The sequence below is a fragment of the Minwuia sp. genome (assembly GCF_048263705.1).
Classification (GTDB): domain Bacteria; phylum Pseudomonadota; class Alphaproteobacteria; order Minwuiales; family Minwuiaceae; genus Minwuia.
In genome coordinates, this window is the sequence record NZ_JBLXDV010000004.1 from 114,643 (window position 1) to 131,362 (window position 16,720).

General features: G+C 61.6%; 16 protein-coding genes and 2 tRNA genes. 9 read left to right on the forward strand and 9 right to left on the reverse strand.

Going from position 1 to position 16,720, the window contains the following annotated elements:
• Positions 1–25: 25 nt before the first annotated feature.
• Together ACN0X7_RS07670 and ACN0X7_RS07675 are read right to left on the reverse strand one after the other, a co-directional pair.
• On the reverse strand, positions 26–700 hold the full coding sequence (locus tag ACN0X7_RS07670) for an LON peptidase substrate-binding domain-containing protein (protein ID WP_417515796.1): 675 nt from the start codon (positions 698–700) through the stop codon (positions 26–28).
• A gap of 53 nt (positions 701–753) precedes the next feature.
• Positions 754–1,137: a cupin domain-containing protein gene (locus ACN0X7_RS07675; RefSeq protein WP_417515798.1), complete on the reverse strand. Its 384-nt coding sequence runs from the start codon at positions 1,135–1,137 to the stop codon at positions 754–756.
• A 116-nt stretch (positions 1,138–1,253) separates the two neighbouring features.
• On the opposite strand from ACN0X7_RS07675, the gene ilvD reads away from it, so the two are divergent.
• From ilvD to ACN0X7_RS07695, 4 genes are all read left to right on the forward strand, one after another.
• Positions 1,254–2,978 carry a dihydroxy-acid dehydratase gene (ilvD, locus tag ACN0X7_RS07680; RefSeq protein WP_417515800.1) on the forward strand — a complete coding sequence of 575 codons (1,725 nt, stop codon included), beginning with the start codon at positions 1,254–1,256 and terminating at the stop codon, positions 2,976–2,978.
• Positions 2,979–3,104: 126 nt separating this feature from the next.
• Complete coding sequence (locus ACN0X7_RS07685; RefSeq protein WP_417515802.1) at positions 3,105–4,256, forward strand: acyl-CoA dehydrogenase family protein; 1,152 nt, start codon at positions 3,105–3,107, stop codon at positions 4,254–4,256.
• A gap of 152 nt (positions 4,257–4,408) precedes the next feature.
• The gene (locus tag ACN0X7_RS07690; protein ID WP_417515804.1) at positions 4,409–5,707 is read left to right on the forward strand and encodes a 3-hydroxyacyl-CoA dehydrogenase NAD-binding domain-containing protein; all 1,299 of its coding nucleotides are present in this window, start codon (positions 4,409–4,411) and stop codon (positions 5,705–5,707) included.
• 225 nt (positions 5,708–5,932) lie between these two features.
• Positions 5,933–6,232, forward strand: coding sequence for a hypothetical protein (locus tag ACN0X7_RS07695; RefSeq protein ID WP_417515806.1), 300 nt, complete (start codon positions 5,933–5,935; stop codon positions 6,230–6,232).
• Positions 6,233–7,158: 926 nt separating this feature from the next.
• On the opposite strand, the gene ACN0X7_RS07700 is transcribed toward ACN0X7_RS07695, so the two are convergent.
• Positions 7,159–7,398: a hypothetical protein gene (locus ACN0X7_RS07700; RefSeq protein ID WP_417515808.1), complete on the reverse strand. Its 240-nt coding sequence runs from the start codon at positions 7,396–7,398 to the stop codon at positions 7,159–7,161.
• A gap of 206 nt (positions 7,399–7,604) precedes the next feature.
• Between ACN0X7_RS07700 and ACN0X7_RS07705 the strand changes: the two genes are divergently transcribed.
• A complete protein-coding gene (locus tag ACN0X7_RS07705; RefSeq protein WP_417515810.1) occupies positions 7,605–8,438 on the forward strand; it encodes a hypothetical protein in 834 nt (277 codons plus the stop codon).
• Positions 8,439–8,853: 415 nt separating this feature from the next.
• Here ACN0X7_RS07705 and ACN0X7_RS07710 read toward each other — a convergent pair whose 3' ends face one another.
• A complete protein-coding gene (locus tag ACN0X7_RS07710; protein ID WP_417515812.1) occupies positions 8,854–9,744 on the reverse strand; it encodes an IS1595 family transposase in 891 nt (296 codons plus the stop codon).
• A 62-nt stretch (positions 9,745–9,806) separates the two neighbouring features.
• Between ACN0X7_RS07710 and ACN0X7_RS07715 the strand changes: the two genes are divergently transcribed.
• Together ACN0X7_RS07715 and ACN0X7_RS07720 are read left to right on the forward strand one after the other, a co-directional pair.
• Positions 9,807–9,995 carry a YodC family protein gene (locus ACN0X7_RS07715; protein WP_417515814.1) on the forward strand — a complete coding sequence of 63 codons (189 nt, stop codon included), beginning with the start codon at positions 9,807–9,809 and terminating at the stop codon, positions 9,993–9,995.
• 114 nt (positions 9,996–10,109) lie between these two features.
• Positions 10,110–10,847, forward strand: coding sequence for a DUF3800 domain-containing protein (locus ACN0X7_RS07720; RefSeq protein ID WP_417515816.1), 738 nt, complete (start codon positions 10,110–10,112; stop codon positions 10,845–10,847).
• A 181-nt stretch (positions 10,848–11,028) separates the two neighbouring features.
• On the opposite strand, the gene ACN0X7_RS07725 is transcribed toward ACN0X7_RS07720, so the two are convergent.
• Positions 11,029–11,928 carry an IS1595 family transposase gene (locus tag ACN0X7_RS07725; RefSeq protein ID WP_417515818.1) on the reverse strand — a complete coding sequence of 300 codons (900 nt, stop codon included), beginning with the start codon at positions 11,926–11,928 and terminating at the stop codon, positions 11,029–11,031.
• Between the two features lie 733 nt (positions 11,929–12,661).
• Between ACN0X7_RS07725 and ACN0X7_RS07730 the strand changes: the two genes are divergently transcribed.
• Positions 12,662–13,381, forward strand: a complete 720-nt coding sequence (locus tag ACN0X7_RS07730; protein ID WP_417515820.1) for a hypothetical protein — start codon at positions 12,662–12,664, stop codon at positions 13,379–13,381.
• Positions 13,382–13,423: 42 nt separating this feature from the next.
• On the opposite strand, the gene ACN0X7_RS07735 is transcribed toward ACN0X7_RS07730, so the two are convergent.
• Together ACN0X7_RS07735 and ACN0X7_RS07740 are read right to left on the reverse strand one after the other, a co-directional pair.
• Positions 13,424–14,599 carry an amidase gene (locus ACN0X7_RS07735; protein WP_417515822.1) on the reverse strand — a complete coding sequence of 392 codons (1,176 nt, stop codon included), beginning with the start codon at positions 14,597–14,599 and terminating at the stop codon, positions 13,424–13,426.
• Positions 14,596–15,393 (reverse strand): phytanoyl-CoA dioxygenase family protein, encoded by a 798-nt coding sequence (locus tag ACN0X7_RS07740; RefSeq protein WP_417515824.1) that lies wholly within the window; start codon positions 15,391–15,393, stop codon positions 14,596–14,598. The genes ACN0X7_RS07735 and ACN0X7_RS07740 overlap by 4 nt, the downstream gene beginning before the upstream one ends.
• A 152-nt stretch (positions 15,394–15,545) precedes the next feature.
• Here ACN0X7_RS07740 and ACN0X7_RS07745 point away from each other — a divergent pair.
• A tRNA-Arg gene (locus ACN0X7_RS07745) sits at positions 15,546–15,622 on the forward strand.
• A gap of 36 nt (positions 15,623–15,658) precedes the next feature.
• On the opposite strand, the gene ACN0X7_RS07750 is transcribed toward ACN0X7_RS07745, so the two are convergent.
• Complete coding sequence (locus ACN0X7_RS07750; RefSeq protein WP_417515826.1) at positions 15,659–16,492, reverse strand: glutathione S-transferase family protein; 834 nt, start codon at positions 16,490–16,492, stop codon at positions 15,659–15,661.
• 147 nt (positions 16,493–16,639) lie between these two features.
• Positions 16,640–16,716, reverse strand: a tRNA-Met gene (locus tag ACN0X7_RS07755).
• Positions 16,717–16,720 lie beyond the last annotated feature (4 nt).

Below are 16,720 nucleotides of genomic sequence, written 5' to 3' on the forward strand. Positions count from 1 at the left end.
GTTCCTCGACAGTGCGACTGCATCCCTACTGCACGGATGTCTCGCCGTCATCCCCTTCCAGCAGGGCCATCTGCATCAGCGCCACCATTGTCTCCGCCCGGTCGGCGATCGTGCGCGCTTCCAGCAGCGCCTGCTTCTCCGCCGGAATCAGCGGCAGCACCATCGACAGCGAGTTCACCAGCACCGTGTCCGACGCCCGTTCCGCCGCATCCCAGTCGGCCTTCAGGCCCCGCTTGTCCAGAAAGGCCTTCAGCGTCTGCAGCAGGCTGTCGCGATTGACGTTCTGCGGTCCGTCGCCGGCCGTGAAATCGTCCTTGAAGTCCTCGTAGTCGGCCAGCACCTGCCGATAGGACGTGTCCCGCTTCAGCTCCTCGCGCACGCGAAAGCGGCAGACGCCGCTCAGCGCGATCAGATAGCGCCCGTCGCCGGTTTCCGAGAAATCCACAATGCGGCCGAGGCAGCCGACCCGGAAGACCGGCGGTTCGAAATCGTCATCGTCGCCTTCGTCATTGGGCTGGATCATGCCGATCATGCGCTGGTCGCGCATCGCATCGCGCGTCATCGCCAGGTAGCGTGGCTCGAAGATGTTCAGCGGCATCCGTCCGCCGGGCAGCAGGATCGCCCCGGTCAGCGGAAAGATGGGAATCCGCTCGGGCAGGCTGGCGAGGCTTTTCGGGCGTTCCGGGTTCGACATATCCATAAGGTGGTCCCAATTGCGTGGCCGGGCAAGCAAATGTGCCGCCCGTCATCGGATCAGATCGGCCTGTGCCGCGTCCCCTCCCCGAAGGTCAGAAACGTCAGGTCACCCGGTTCTACGACGCAGGCCCGGTGCCAGATGCCTTTCGGGATCACGAAAGTTTCGCCCGCGCTCAGCCGGACGGTCCGTTCGCCGCCGGATTGCTCCAGAACGATGTCGATGACGCCGCTGTGGAGGATGAACAGCTCATCGCCGTTCGGATGCATCTCCCAGTGCGGAAAGTCGCCGTCCACGCGGGAGCAGGTGACCAGCGCATCCTGCGCGATCTCTCCGGCGGCCAGCCGGGGCCAGAAACCGGCGGTGCCGTGCGGCTCGATCCGCTGTGCGCCCGTGCGCAGGGCATAGGCCACATCGCTCATCCGTCGGGGTCCGTCCGTCATCTGCATCTCCGCTGTCCTGCTGCAACATGGGCGGGCTGATCCGAGAGGCATTCCGTCCCCCCGGAATTTGGTCTAACAAGGGCATCATAGGCACGTTTGAAGACGGGGAAGAGACCATGGACAAGAAAACATTCGACAAGGACAGGCTGCCCAGCCGCTACGTCACCGAGGGCTACCAGCGCGCGCCGCACCGGTCCTACTATTACGCGATGGGCATGACGGACGAGGAAATCCATCGCCCCCTGGTCGGCGTGGTGACCACCTGGAACGAGGCCGCGCCCTGCAACATCTCGCTGGCCCGTCAGGCCCAGTGGGCCAAGAAGGGTGTCGAGGAAGGCGGCGGCTCCCCGCGCGAATTCACCACCATCACCGTCACCGACGGCATCGCCATGGGCCACCAGGGCATGAAGGCCTCGCTGGTCAGCCGCGAGATCATCGCCGATTCCACCGAACTGACCGTGCGCGGACACTGCTATGACGCGCTGGTCGGCCTGGCGGGTTGCGACAAGTCCCTGCCCGGCCTGATGCTGGCCATGGCGCGCCTGAACGTGCCGTCGGTCTTCATGTATGGCGGATCGATCCTGCCCGGCAAGTTCGAGGGCAAGGACGTGACCGTCGTCGACGTGTTCGAAGGCGTCGGCCAGGTCGCCGCCGGGAACTGGACCGAGGAGCGTCTGGCGCAGCTGGAAGCCGTGGCCTGCCCGTCGGCCGGTTCGTGCGGCGGCCAGTTCACCGCCAACACGATGGCGATGATCTCCGAGGCCATCGGTCTGGCCCTGCCCGGCTCCGCCGGTGCGCCCGCGCCCTACGAGAACCGCGATACCTTCGCGACCGCCTCGGGCCGTGCGGTGATGAACCTGCTGGCCCAGAACATCCGCCCGCGCGACATCATCACGCTGGACAGCCTCGCCAACGCGGCGACCGTCGTCGCGGCCACCGGCGGGTCGACCAATGCCGGCCTGCACCTGCCCGCGCTGGCGCACGAATGCGGGCTTTCCTTCACGCTGGACGACGTCTGCGACATCTTCAAGAACACGCCCTACATCGCCGACCTGAAGCCGGGCGGCAAATATGTCGCCAAGGACATGTACGACATCAACGGCATCTCGGTCGTGATCAAGGAACTGCTGGACGGCGGCTACCTGAAGGGCGACTGCATCACCGTGACGGGCAAGACGCTGGCCGAGAACGTGGCCGACGTGGTCTTCCCCGAGGATCAGGACGTCATCTATCACGTCGCCAAGCCGCTGACGAAGACCGGCGGCGTCGTCGGCCTGAAGGGCAATCTGGCCCCCGACGGCGCGATCGTGAAAGTCGCCGGTCTGGACCGGATGAGCCATTCCGGCCCGGCGCGCTGCTTCGATTCGGAAGAGGAATGCTTCGCCGCGGTCGAGAAGCGCGACTACAAGGCGGGCGATGTGCTGGTCATCCGCTATGAAGGTCCCAAGGGCGGCCCCGGCATGCGCGAGATGCTGGCCACCACGGCGGCGCTCTACGGCCAGGGGATTTCCGACAAGATCGCGCTGATCACCGACGGGCGCTTCTCGGGCGGCACGCGCGGATTCTGCATCGGCCATGTCGGGCCGGAAGCGGCAGCAGGCGGTCCCATCGGCCTGCTGCAGGATGGCGACATCATCCATATCGATGCCGATGCCGGCACCCTGAACGTCGAACTGACGGACGAGGAGCTGGAAAAACGCCGCGCCAACTGGAAGCCGCGCGAGACCGACTACCAGTCCGGCACCATCTGGAAATACGCCCAGACGGTCGGACCGGCCCATCTGGGCGCGGTCACCCATCCGGGCGGCAAGGCGGAGACGCACACCTACGCGGATATCTAGGGTGGCTGAATCTCCCGGGCCTGACCCGAGGGTCTGTGAACCGCCGTATCCACCGGCATCAACGCCGGGACACAGGTCCCCGGGTCAGGCCCGGGGACGTCCCTGGTATCATGGGGAGGTAACGGGATGAGCGACGACTGGACGGACGAGGAACGGCAGCTTCTGGATGCCAACCGGAAGGTGGCCGACGTGGTGGCGTCAGTCGCCGCGGACTGCGAGGCCCGGCGCAGGCCGCCGACGGAAGCCTGGGAGGCCTATGCGGCGTCGGGCCTGAAGGGCCTGCTGGTCCCGAAAGAGAAGGGCGGTCATGCGGCCCGTGCCACGCTGGTCGCCATGATGGCCGAGGTGCAGGGCCGCGCCGACCCCATCGGGGCGCTGACCTTCATGCCGCAGGAATACTGCATCGCCGCCATCGCACGCTACGGCAGCGATCCGTGGCACGACGAGATGCTGCGCCGGCTGATGGCCGCCGAGATCAGCACCGGTTTCGTGCTGACCGAACCCGGCGCGGGATCGGACGCCACCGCCATCGCCACGCACGCTGCCCGTACGGATGACGGCTGGGTGCTGAACGGTGCCAAGGCCTGGGTCGCGAACGCACCGCACATCGACGAATATTTCCTGTTTGCGCAAACCAATCCGGGCAGCGGCGCGAAGGGCATCGCCGGATTTCTGGTGCCGCGGGCGCGCGACGGCGTCTCGATCGGTGCGCCCTACGAGATGCTTGGCGGCCATGTCGCCTCCATCGCCGATCTGAAACTGACGGACGTGCGCCTGGAAGCCGAGCGGCTGGTCGTGCCGCCGGGCGAGGGGCTGAAGGCGGCGCTGTCGGCCATCGACATGGCACGCATCAATGTCGCCGCCATGTGCTGCGGCGCGCTGGCGGTCGGGCTGCAGACGGCGCTGGACTACACGACGCAGCGCCACGCCTTCGGGCAGCCGGTCGCCGCGTTTCAGGGCATGCAGTGGCAACTGGCCGAGGTCGCGACCGACCTGCACGCCGCGCGACTGGTCACCTTCGATGCCGCGCGCAGGCTGGAGACCGAGGGCAGCGCCCCCGTCGAGGCCGCCCACGCCAAGAAGTTCGCCACCCGCGCCGCGATGGACGGGCTGGACATCTGCATGGGCCAGATGGGTTCCAACGGCCTGAAGCACGACAGCCCGCTGCCCCGCCTGTTCGCGGCAGCCAAGATCGCCAAGACGCTCGACGGCTCGACCGAGATCCAGAACATCGTCATCAGCCGCAGCCTGCTGGCCCCCTACCGGGACCGGCTGTAAGCGGCAATAAATCCAGAGGCACGACGGGCATACGCCATCTGCCCGGAATGTCACCCCCGCTTCATGCGGGGGCCTGCTCAACCACAACCGGAGGCCGCCTCGGCTCTCCAGCCCCCGGACAAGCCGGGGGTGACACTCGGGAGACAAGAACCATGACCACCGAACAGGCCACCGCCGACTATATCGCCCGCACCGGCAAGGAAGCATGGGAGGTCCCCTCCCTGCCCGACGATGTGAAACTGCGCCCGATCAACAAGGTCGGCGTGATCGGCGCGGGCACCATGGGCGGCGGCATTTCGATGAACTTCGCGTCCGTCGGCATCCCGGTGACCATCGTCGAGACCCAGCAGGCAGCCCTCGACCGGGGCCTGGGCGTCGTGCGCACCAACTATCAGCGCTCGGCGGATCGGGGCCGCTTCCCTCAGGACGAGGTCGAGGCGCGCATGGACCGCTTCACCGGCACGCTGGACATGGCCGACCTCGCCGACTGCGACCTGATCATCGAGGCGGTGTTCGAGGACATGGACCTGAAGAAGAAGGTCTTCGCCCAACTGGACAAGGTGGCGAAGCCCGGCGCGATCCTGGCCTCCAACACGTCCTACCTGAACATCGACGAGATCGGCGCGGCCACCTCGCGGCCCGCCGACGTGATCGGCCTGCACTTCTTCTCGCCTGCCAACGTCATGAAGCTGCTGGAGATCGTGCGCTCGGATTCCACTGCCGACGACGTGGTCGCGACCTGCATGGATCTGGCCAAGCGCATCAACAAGATCGCGGCGCTGGTCGGCGTCTGCCCGGGCTTCGTCGGCAACCGCATGCTGCGGCAGCGGCAGGTGCAGGCGACGGGCCTCGTGTTCAGGGGCGTGATGCCCTGGGACGTGGACGCCGCGCTGAACCATTTCGGCTTCCGCATGGGCCCGTTCCAGATGTCCGACCTGGCCGGTCTGGACATCGGCTGGAAGAAGGGCGCGACCACCGACAACCCGATCCGCGATGCACTGTGCGAACTGGACCGGCGCGGCCAGAAGACCGGCGCGGGCTATTACGACTATGACGAGAACCGCAAGCCGGTCCCGTCGGAGGTGACCGAGCGCATCATCGGCGAGGTCACCGGCGTCGACACGAAGGCCGGCAGCCCCATGACCGCGCAGGAAATCATCGAGGCCTGCATCTACCCGATGATCAACGAGGGCGTGAAGATCCTGGAAGACGGCAAGGCCCAGCGCCCCGGCGACATCGACGTGGTCTGGCTGAACGGCTACGGCTGGCCCGCCGACAAGGGCGGCCCCATGTGGTACGGCGATCAGGTGGGGGCGAAGGAAATCCTGCGCGTGATGGAACAGATCGCCGCCAAGGACGACCGCTACACCCCCGCCGAAACCCTGCGCGAACTGGCCGCGAACGGCGGCAAGTTCACCGAGATCGACAAGGGCGGGCTGCGAGTGGGGTAGCCCGACACTTCGAAGCCATCCAGTGACGTGACCCCCGCCTTGAGCGGGGGCCTTGTCGATCCACCGCTCCGATTCCTGCAGGTGAGCTATCACTGGCTTCTGATTGCTAATAGCGTTAAACTGATGCTCTAGAGTTGAGGCATGGCACTGGCACGCAGCCAGATTGCACTGTGATTTTTCGATTTACTCTATCAACCATCGATCTGGCGATGGAGCTCAGACACGATGCAAACACCTGATTGGCTTTTCAATATTTTGTCTACTGGGTCGTTTATTGCCGTGATGTATTCGTATTGGCATCATGTGAAATCCCCTGCTTATGATCAATTACGTGCAGACAACAAAACAAAAACCATGAGCGTGAACACGTTCCTTTTTGCGGCGGGCCGGGCCGATGGTGACCCGCTCAAACCGACGCACACGAGGCTAGCAAGAATTGCTTTGATCCATGCAATATTGGCACCACTAGCGGCAATATTTGTTCCAGTCACTTACGAAATAGCTGTTTATGGACTGATACGATGAATGGCAACGACTTACTTTCATCCCTAAAGAATCAACTTAGCAAGGGGGACGATGAATTCAATGATGCAGTCCTTCAATTGGCAGCGAGTCAATTACCTTTCGGCTATGCCATTACTTTTGCAGCATCTCATGGTTCTCCACCCTTGCCGAGCGGTACGCGGTTTGGCCGAACTCCGGGCATGGAAACAGGCAAACGAAAGCCGCGCATGCCATATGGCTATGATCGGAAATCGAATAGATACCTGATCGTGTGAACTCAATGCGCGAGGACAGCTGGACAGCATGACAAGCCCGTATAAGGAAGACACATCAAACGCAGTGTTTCCATAATCAACGGAGATCTGAGAATTTCGTAAGATAGCAAGTCGCTCCGTCGAAGTAGGACTGCTCGACTTCAATCAGCTTACCAACAAGTGTGGGGTAAGATAGTGACAATATATGATAATCTGTTATTCAGATTCGACTCGTTCATCTAGATATCAAAATGAACATTTTATGAAAAACATGCATTTATTTAAACTGCTGATAATGATGGTACTTCTATTTTCAGTGATATATTTTTTTCCTTATTTCATGAGTTACTTTGACATGGTATATCGAGAACCTCAAAATTGCGAAGATATTTCGGAGAATGAGTTGTTTTGTGAAAAATCCTATTTCGATGATGGTTATATTAGGTTTTCAACTACAGCATCGAAACGGCCCAATTGCTGTATTATGGAGCGATATTTGATTTCGGAGGAAAAAATATCCTACAGGATTTTGGCGTGCGACATGGAAACCAAGACATCCCTGTCGTGCGGATCAGTTGAGCGGTATGGAATCTCGGATTGGGTTGTCGAGGGACGTAAACTAAAAATAGATGACTCTTGGGTGGGACACATGAGTGATTTTCAGGCGAGTATATACCTGACAAACCAAAACGGTCAGACAAGATGAACACGGTGAACACAGACGCTCGGCAAAGTTGTTTCCCGCGCCGCCCCCCAATCACGCCACGCGACTGTCACGTCGTCGCCCTCTAGATCAACGACCATCATGTTGGGGCCACCGCTGTTGAGCTTCACGACGGCGCCAAGGCCCAAATCGTTTTCTGACGGATGGCGAAATCTCTCAGCTCGCGCCACCACTTTCAACGACTCGACACTTAGTTGCGCACGCTTCATGATTTACACCCCTTATAATGGAGAAGGCAATTATCCCCTTGAAGCAAGTAATGCTTGCGAAGCCTCGATAACACTAATTCTCGTCACGCTATGATGCCCGTCGGATTTTCGACCACTCACTGACGCGGATTTTCGTGTTGCACTTGGTCAGACGGACTGATAGATAATCGGGCATATGACCGAATCTGGTCAGGAGGTGCCTGAGAATGGACATTGAAGACTCGGTTGCGGGCGCGGCGAATGCGCCTGATGACAAGCCCAAGCGGAAGCGCGAGCGCTCCCGGATTGAGTTCCCGTATACGGATGTGGGGCAGGCGCTGGATCTTGTTCGGACGCTTCACGAGAAGGGCGGCGGGACGGCGGAACGCGAACAACTCGCGGCGTGGATGGATCAATCTTCTAGCGGGGGAACCTTTCGCTCTCGCGTGTCTGCAGCAACGCTGTTCGGCTTCATCACGTCCGATCGGTCGGGCATCGCCATCACTCCTCTCGGGCGCGACGTAGTGCATGGGACTCGTCAGGCGTCGGCATTGTCGGACGCGTTTCTGAGTGTGCCGTTGTTTCGTGCGATGTACGACCAGCATCACGGCTACCCTCTTCCGCCCGCCGCGGCCATTGAGCGTCAGGTCGTTGAGCTTGGCGTGCCGGACAAGCAGAAGGAACGAGCGCGGCAGGCGTTCCAGAAGTCCGCAACGATTGCCGGGTTCATAGACCCCGGTAGCGGTCGTTTTGTGAAGCCTGCTGTTCAGGATCGGACTGCTGACGAACCGCCGCCCGAAGATGAGGATGAGCCGCCCGGGGACGATACTGGAGTCGGCGGTGGAGGCGGAGGCGGAGGCGAGCACTATCACCCGTTCATCAAGGGGTTGTTAGATGCGCTGCCCGAGACCGGGAAGGAGTGGTCTTATAAGGACCGTGCCAAATGGCTTCGCCTAGCGGCCTCCGCATTCGACTTCATGTACGAGGGTGATGGCGAGGTCGCCATTACGGTCAAAGGTTCAAACGCGGGAACGACTCGCGACAACGAAGATGCGGCCTAAGCAAGGCCACAACGAGAATGGGCCACCCGAAGGTGGCCCAGACGCCGAGGGCGTTACAGCACCCTCAGAAGATTAACCCCGTGCCTGGAAGCACACAGACAGAAGGAGGACAAAGCGTGGTTTGGCACACCTCCCGGAGATTAGCCGGGTCCGCCTGACGGCGGTTCATCCTGCCCCCTTCCACAAGGGGTAAGAACGGCGGCGTATCCGGGTCCAATCCGGATGCGCCGTACGTGCTTTTATGCTAACGTTAGCAAGGAAAGTCAAGGATTTAGGCGCATCATGAGAGACAGATTTCTGACGCTGAGAAAAGCTATAGAGTTGAATCAGTTAGAGGATTTCATCCGTCAGGAGGAAGCCCGAGGCGTCGGCCCCGCCGACCGGGGCGACCTAGACGAAGCCTTGCGCCGCGTCATCAGATCGCCCCAATCAGAACGTCGAACATCGCGTTCTGCATCTGCCGGTGGTTCGACCGGAAGGTAAACTCGTTCAGATAGCTTTCCGCGTGCTTGGCGCTGATGTGGATGTGCGTCGAGCGAACCGACTGTTTGAAAATCTGCCAGAACGCCTCAACGTGGTTCGTCGTGTGCGTCACGTCTTCGCGGTAGTCGTACACGCTCCATTCCTTCGCGCCGTGCTTGACCGAACCGTGCTTGTACCCGTCGCCAGTCAGTAATCCGTAGCTCATCAGTTCGTCCGTCGAGACAACCGAACCCTTTTCGACGTTCGCCAGCGTCACTTCGCGGAGCGTGGTCTTCTTCACGTTCGGGATGACCTTGGCGCGGGTTTTACCGTTGCGCTCAACCATGCCCATGACGATGGTTTTGCCTGCTGCACCACGACCACGCTTGCCGGGGCGGCGACCGCCAACATAAGCCTCATCCATCTCAACGTGACCGGCCAGCATCTCGAAGCTTTCCGCCTTGGTCATCAGTTCGCGGATTTTATGACCCATGCGCCAGGCGGTCTTGTACGTCACGCCAAGGGTGCGCTGCAGTTCCTTCGCAGAAACGCCATGGCGCGTGGTGACGAACAGATAGATCGCATAGAACCAGAGTTGCAGCGGCGTCCGCGTGTCTTCGAAGACCGTCCCGGCAGTCGGGTACAGGTGATCGCCGCACTTCGCGCAGGCATAGGCCCGGCGGTTTGACATACGGTGAAACGAAGCTACTTCGCCACACGCCCGGCACTCGTGTTCCATGCCGAAGCGGACTTCCATGATGTGCGTCAGGCAGGCTTCATCATCGGGGAACCGCTTGAAGAAGTCGCGAACGCTGAAGGCCGGGGATTTGCTGCTCTTGTCCATGCCTTAGATATAAGGCGAACCCTTACTTGCTTCAAGGGGATAATTGCCATGGAGAAAGAATGATGAGCAGTGACATCAAACCCGGAGACGTGGTGCGCCTGAAATCAGGCGGCCCCGACATGACCGTCACACTGATCGATAAAGCGAACGATTGGGACAAACATCAAAGCGCTTGGTGCGAGTGGTTTGACGAGAAAGACAAAAAACCGATGAATCGTGTTTACGCCGTGCACGCCCTTGAACAGGCCTAGCTGCCCTTCGGATCTTTGTTTGGCTTGGGCGGCGCCTTCAGGATTGTCCGCAGGGCGTCGTCCAGCTCTTTCGGCGGTTTCTCATCCTTCTTCGACTTGTCAGACTTAGAGGCCATGGCAAACATCCTTTCCGGTGACGGATATCCCGTCCGAAACGTCTACATTGACGAGAGCAGCCAAACTAAGGCGAAGCATCTTGTGCTTGGCGGCTTGACCATCCCAGCGCATTTAGTTGGCTCGTTCGCGGCCGCCCTTCAACAGAACCGCTTGCCTGAACTTCCGGCAGGAGAAATGAAGTGGACCAAAGTCTCGCCAGCCAAGCTTGCGGCGTACAAACGCTTCACTGGAACCTTCTTCGAACCCGAATGGCGAGGTCAGGTCCAGTTTCACTCTTTGATTGTGGACACCCATCGTCAGGACCACAAGGCATTCAACCAGGGCAGTCGCGAGATCGGCTTCAACAAGGAAATCTACCAGATTATCCAAAAATTTCGCCGACTATACGGCGACTGCGTTTTCCACGTTTATCCAGACTCCCGCGAAACCCCGCAGTCAACGGATGAACTACGCACCATCGTAAATTTGGGAGCGCGCAAAGCTGGTGATCGCAGGCCGTGGCCGGTGCGCCGCCTGCACTTTGCCAACTCCAAGCAATCGCTCACACTTCAGCTTGTCGATCTATTCACCGGCGCTTTGGCATTTCGGGTGAATGACAGGCATCTTGCAGTCGGAGCGTCAGTCGCCAAAATAGAATTATCTCAGCAAGTTCTGGATTTGAGCCAAATACGGGATCCAAAACGGGACACATCAGCCAGAGGCAAGTTTACCGTCTGGCATCGCCAGCTAAAATAGCGTCCCGTGGGCCTAGGCCACATTGCGGCCACCGCCTAAGGGCGGGTCCACTACACTTGGTAGTGGATTCGGCCCACGGGAGTTCCTTGAATCATCTCACCTTCGACTCAATGTCTGCAAGAGGGAATGAAGGACGTATTGTCGCTCAGGCTCAGTAAGGGGCTCGTGCGCATCAAAACCTCTAAGCACGCCCCCCATAGGTCACACGCTTACCCTCTGCACCTTTCAGAGCTTCGGCAGTGCGTGCCCAATCGTCAATGTCCCGTGTGTTGTAGCGGAAATCGAACTCGCCGAGGTACCGCTTCAGATGCTTCGGGCTGACCGACTGGTAGTTGCCGTTGATGCCGCGCTTCAGGATCGAGAAATAGTTTTCAATTGTGTTCGTGTGCCAGAAGCTGCCGCGAACGTACTCGTCAATCGAGTGGTTCACGGTGCCGTGGCCGCTGAACTCTCGACCTGTCTTGCGATACTGCGGAGCCTCATCAGTCATCAGGTACGACGCGCGATCCGCCTGCGTTACCAGCGCGTTACGCAGAACCTTTGCGGTTACATTCGGCACATGCTGCGACTTCACCTTGCCGTCACGCTCGACAAGGGCAAACACTGCCTCTTTCTTGCGCGGCGCACGGAACGCACGGTTCTTCGATTTACCGCCAACATAGGTCTCGTCAGCCTCAACAACTTTGTTCTCGCCGCCAATCACGGCTTTCCCCTCACGCATCGCCTCGCGAAGACGGTGAGACATGAACCACGCCGTCTTGTAGGTGACGCCGAGCATCCGCTCCAACTGCTTGCTGCTGATGCCCTTCTTCGAACCGCACAGCAGGTAGGTCGCCAGCAGCCACTTGTTCAGCGGTACCTTCGAACGCTCGAAAACGGTGCCGACCGTCACGGTGAACTGCTTCACGCAAGCCTTGCACTTGTAGAGGCCGGGGCGATGGCTCTTGCCCTTCAGTGCCGTGATCTCGTCACGCTCTCCGCAGTGCGGGCAGACCGGACCGTTCGGCCAGCGAACGCTCTCCAGATGCAACCTTGCCTTGTCGGCGTCTGCGAATACGGGGTTGGTGAGATCGACGGTCATAACTTCTTCCCTCTCTTACACCTTTTAGGTGGTGATCGGGATTCGGTTTGTCAAGTATATAGTCGCCGATTTTCACCATAGTGTAGGAGACTAAATCATGAAAGACTTCGCGATCCCGATTGTCTGGCCACTGTATAACATTACTGTTGGGGAGCAGCAGTTTACAGGACTTGGCCATGCTGGAATCATTGTTGTTGACGGCAATACAGGCCTAACACGCTATTTTGAATATGGGCGCTACGGCAGAAATTCCTCGGGCGATCCAATCGGTCAAGTTCGAACAAGGTCTGTTCCGAATTTGACGATATCTACTGATGGAATGATTGATCGCTCGAGTCTTGAACGGATGATCGCGAGCGTATCAAGTCGCGCAGGACAGGGAACAGTTGCTCAAGGCACTATTATTGAATTGTCCGATGGAGGCTTTGAGGATGCTGTAAAGTTTGCAGAATCCGCTATGGCCAATGAATTGAGCATCCTTGGAGAATACAGTCTCAATGATAATCACTGCTACAGTTTTGCAAAAGACGTAGCGGCTGCGGGCGGATCGTTTCTGGACTGGTTTGACGGACTTTGGATTTTTGACAACCTTCCAAGCACTGCAATGATTTCACTTCAAAGCAGTTATGGCGGCTTCTCTTTTGGAGGAAACACAGAAGATTTTCTGTTCGGTGGCGCATCGAGACACGTCAGTGAGGCATACGAATGCTTCGCCCCCGGCACCCCGGTCACCATGGCGGACGGGTCCGTCAAGCCGATTGAGGATGTCCAGCCCGGCGATGAGGTTCTGTCCTACGACGCGGACGGCAATCTGAAGGCCGGGCGGGTGTCGCGGACGTTTGCGAACGAGGTGCGCTGTATTCTGGACCTGCACGGGCTGATGGTGACGCCGGGGCACGCGACGTGGTGCGCCGACGGGCGGTTCGAGGGGCGGCATGTGCCGGTGATCGATATCCTGCGCAGCGACGGGGCGCTGATGCGGGCGGATGGCACGAAGGTACGGGCCACCACCGGGGCCGAGGTCGGCAGTCCGGACGACCGGATGGTGCATTGCGTGCTGACCCGGCCCGCGCGCGACGGCAGCGGCCTGATGTCCGTCGGCACGCACTACATGCGCTACGGCACGCGCACCCTTCTGGAAGACGGCACCGATGTATCGATCCGCGAGCTGGTCGAGGCGGCGGGCGGACGGCTGGACGGCGACGGTCAGGTCGCCCTGCCCGACGGAACGGCCGGTCCGTTCAACTGGTCCGCCGTCCATCCCATGTTCCCGAAGCCCGAGGATTACGTGCTCGCGCGCTCCGGCCTGACCCTGGAAGACATCTACGCCGCCGACGAATGGGAAACCGCCCGACCCGAACTGCCCGAGCCCGCGCCGTCATCCTGCGGCGGGTCGAGCATCGGGGCCGCCATGGGGACGGTCATGGCGAAGACGGGACACGCGCGACACTGATCGGCGGATGAGACACCGGAAGCGTGCCCCATCGGTCCATCATCACGCGCTTCCCCGGCCCGCCAGCGCCGTCGCCAGTCCCACCAGCATCGCGTCGCTGCCTCTCGGGCCGATCATCGACAGGCCCACGGGCGCGCCGTCGGCGGTGCCGGCGGGTAGGGTGACCTGGGGCAGGCCGCTGTGGCCGGCGATGCAGGTCAGCGCGATGATGCGGTAGCGGAAGTCGTCGAGCAGTTTCGCGTCCCAGTTCTTCACCGGTGCCGGGCCGGGCGCGGCCGGCAGCAGCAGCACCCCGTCATCGCCCAGCAGATCGTCCAGCATGCCCGTCACCTGATCGCGGACCGGCTGCATCCGCGCCACCTCGTCGGCCGTGATGGCGCGCGCCATGGCAAAACGGTCCTTCACGCCGGGGCCGAAGACGGGAGTTTCCGCCGCGACCCAGTCGCCATGCACCTGCCAGATCTCGTGCGCCTGCAGGATGCGGAAGGCTTCCTTCCAGCCCTCGGGATCGAAGCCCAGGTCGGCCTGCCCGACCTTCAGGCCCAGCCCGCCCAGCGCGCGGATCAAGACGGTGCGGGTTTCGGCATCGCACAGGCCGAACAGCGCGGGGTCCATCAGCCAGCGGCGGCTTTCGGGGTCCGCCATGGCGGTCTCGCCCAGCAGGACGCCGCCGACCCTGGCGAACACATCCGTGTCCCGCGCGAACCAGCCGCAGGTGTCATAGCCGGGCGCCAGCGGCATGCAGCCCGACAGGTCGATCCGGTCCTGTGTCGTGCGGATGCCGTACAGCCCGCAATAGGTCGCCGGAATGCGCACCGATCCGCCGGTGTCCGAGCCGATCGCGAAGTCCGCCTGTCCGTTGGCCACCACCGACGCCGACCCGGACGAGGAACCGCCCGGAATGCGGTCCGGCGCGGCGGGGTTCAGCGGCGTGCCGTAATGGTGGTTCTCACCGTTCAGACTGTAGGCCAGTTCGTCGGTGTGGGTGATCCCGGTCAGGGTCGCGCCCGCCGCCAGCAGGGTCGCCAGCACCGGGCAGTCCGCATCCGCCGGTCCGTGCGTGCGCAGCCAGTCGGGATTGCCGCACCCGGCGGTGCGCCCCTGCACGTCGTAGAGGTCCTTCAGCCCGAAGGTCAGCCCGTCGAGCGGCCCCGACCCGGTCGGCGCGCGCTCCAGACGCTCGATGAAACCGTCGACGGTCTTGCCCGCCAGACTCACTCGGCGGCGACCTGTCCGGCGGCGTAGCTTTTCAGGCAGTCGTCGGGCGCGCTCTGCACGGGCGTGAAGTCGCGGTGGGCGATCCATTCCTCGCGCTTGAACTGGCGGATGTGGTTGTCGACGTGACACAGGCTGAGATAGACGATCGTCCGCCCCCACGGCCCGATGTTGGGCGAACTGGCGTGCACGATGTTGGAATGGAACATCAGCACCGATCCCGCCCTGCCCTTGGCCGAGAAGATGCCGTGGGTGTTGGCCAGCTCGGCGATGGTCTGCTTGTCCAGCGTCCATAGCGGATAGGACGTGGTGGCCAGATCGTGCCCGGCCTCGAAAACGCCCTGCTTGTGGCTGCCCGGCATGATCCACAGGGGGCCGTTGAATTCGGTCACATCGTCCAGAAACAGCGCGATGTTCATCGCCCGCGGTTCGGGCATCGCGTCGTCGCGCGCCCAGGTGCCGTAATCCTGGTGCCATTGCCAGACATCGCCATCAAAGGCGGCCTTGGCGTTGATCTTGTACTGGTGGATGTAGACGTCCCCGCCCAGCAGTTGCTTCACCGGCTCGACCAGGCGCGGGTGTTTGCCGATCAGCGCGAAGGGCTCGCTGTAGTGGTGCGCGGCGAAGGCGGTGCGGACGACGCCGGTGCTCTCGCGCCAGACCTCGGGGCGGTCCATGGCATAGATGCGCGGCAGGTCGGCGGTCACGGCCGCGATCTCCGCCGGGTCGAACAGGTCGGGCAGCATGACATAGCCCAGCTCGTCGAACTGCTGCAGTTGCTCTTCGGAAAGTTTCACGATGCGCCTCCTCCGGGTCCGTTCGCGGCAGTATAGCAGCAAGGCGCGGCGCACCAGAAGATACCATGGGGGTCCGGTGCGCGCGCGGGCCGCCAAGCGGCAATTTTTCCCAGCGCACGGCCGCGCGGTATTGGCTATAAGCCCCTCCCAGCGGTCCCGTAGCTCAACTGGATAGAGCACCTGCCTTCTAAGCAGGTTGTTGCAGGTTCAAGTCCTGCCGGGATCGCCAGCCGCCTCTCGTGCGGGCTGCGCACCGGAAACCCGTTCAGGCGATCGACCGGAAACCATACGAACCGCTGTCGCCCAGCGGCCAGCTGAAACGGATGTTTCCCTTCTCCATGCCATCCAGCACGATCTGCACGCCGCCGGATTTCATCATCCATTCCAGACGGTGATCGCGGTACTGGCGCCGGATCGCGCCGGACGCCAGGCGCGCGGCCCCGCCGGACATGCCGCTCGCCGCCGCCTCGAATTCGGCAAACGTCGCCTTGACCGAGGGTCGCTGCACGGCCCGTTCACGCCACCGTGCCAGCGGCGTTCCCTCCGCGGTGCCAAGGCCATAGTGGAACGACCGGTTCAGATAGGGCGCAACCGCCACATCGGCCCAGCCGAATTGCGCACCGTTGAACCAGTCCCGGTCGCCAAGCCGGGCCGTCAGCCAGTCCTGCAGTTCGACCGTCTGACGCGCCGCGGTCGCCCGCATCCGATCGGCCTGCGCGCCGGTCGCACGGTCGAACCACAGGATCTCGCCGATGCCCCAGTTGACCGCTTCGTACAGCGTGTCGCAAACGTCCTCGATCATCCGCGCCCCGGCCCGGGCGAGGGGATCGCGCGGCAGCAGCGGCGGGTCCGGAAAGCGGTCTTCCAGATATTCCATGATGATGGTGGAATCGAAGATCCGTGCCTCTCCGTCGATCAGCGTCGGCACTTCGAGACGGGGGCTGGCATCGGCAAAGTCGCCGCCCGACCGCCCCGACCCGAGTCCCTCCGGCACCTCGGCGCTGAAGTCGATTCCCTTCTCGCGCAGGGCGATCTTGATCTTCTGCGCATAGGACGAAAGCGGATGTTCGTACAGCAGCATGTCTTTTCCCTCCGGCATCGCTGGCCCCTCCAGCGTCGCGGGTGCCAGTATCGTCCGGTCCGGACGCGGACCCAAGCATTTTGACCGGAACCGGTCGCCCGGAAGGCTATACCGCGCGGACGGCGCGCGCAGAGACAAAACACCGGAAACTTGGGGGAAAAGGAATGGTAGCGGGAGAGGGACTTGAACCCCCGACACGCGGATTATGATTCCGCTGCTCTAACCAGCTGAGCTACCCCGCCACAG

Bases quoted from the DNA above. Each gene is read 5' to 3' on its own strand.
- ACN0X7_RS07675 (WP_417515798.1), bottom strand. From the start codon at position 1,137: ATGACGGACGGACCCCGACGGATGAGCGATGTGGCCTATGCCCTGCGC.
- ACN0X7_RS07695 (WP_417515806.1), top strand. From the start codon at position 5,933: ATGCAAACACCTGATTGGCTTTTCAATATTTTGTCTACTGGGTCGTTT.
- ilvD (WP_417515800.1), top strand. From the start codon at position 1,254: ATGGACAAGAAAACATTCGACAAGGACAGGCTGCCCAGCCGCTACGTC.
- ACN0X7_RS07725 (WP_417515818.1), bottom strand. From the start codon at position 11,928: ATGACCGTCGATCTCACCAACCCCGTATTCGCAGACGCCGACAAGGCA.
- ACN0X7_RS07670 (WP_417515796.1), bottom strand. From the start codon at position 700: ATGGATATGTCGAACCCGGAACGCCCGAAAAGCCTCGCCAGCCTGCCC.
- ACN0X7_RS07730 (WP_417515820.1), top strand. From the start codon at position 12,662: ATGGCGGACGGGTCCGTCAAGCCGATTGAGGATGTCCAGCCCGGCGAT.
- ACN0X7_RS07705 (WP_417515810.1), top strand. From the start codon at position 7,605: ATGGACATTGAAGACTCGGTTGCGGGCGCGGCGAATGCGCCTGATGAC.
- ACN0X7_RS07710 (WP_417515812.1), bottom strand. From the start codon at position 9,744: ATGGACAAGAGCAGCAAATCCCCGGCCTTCAGCGTTCGCGACTTCTTC.
- ACN0X7_RS07715 (WP_417515814.1), top strand. From the start codon at position 9,807: ATGAGCAGTGACATCAAACCCGGAGACGTGGTGCGCCTGAAATCAGGC.
- ACN0X7_RS07750 (WP_417515826.1), bottom strand. From the start codon at position 16,492: ATGCCGGAGGGAAAAGACATGCTGCTGTACGAACATCCGCTTTCGTCC.
- ACN0X7_RS07690 (WP_417515804.1), top strand. From the start codon at position 4,409: ATGACCACCGAACAGGCCACCGCCGACTATATCGCCCGCACCGGCAAG.
- ACN0X7_RS07685 (WP_417515802.1), top strand. From the start codon at position 3,105: ATGAGCGACGACTGGACGGACGAGGAACGGCAGCTTCTGGATGCCAAC.
- ACN0X7_RS07700 (WP_417515808.1), bottom strand. From the start codon at position 7,398: ATGAAGCGTGCGCAACTAAGTGTCGAGTCGTTGAAAGTGGTGGCGCGA.
- ACN0X7_RS07720 (WP_417515816.1), top strand. From the start codon at position 10,110: ATGGCAAACATCCTTTCCGGTGACGGATATCCCGTCCGAAACGTCTAC.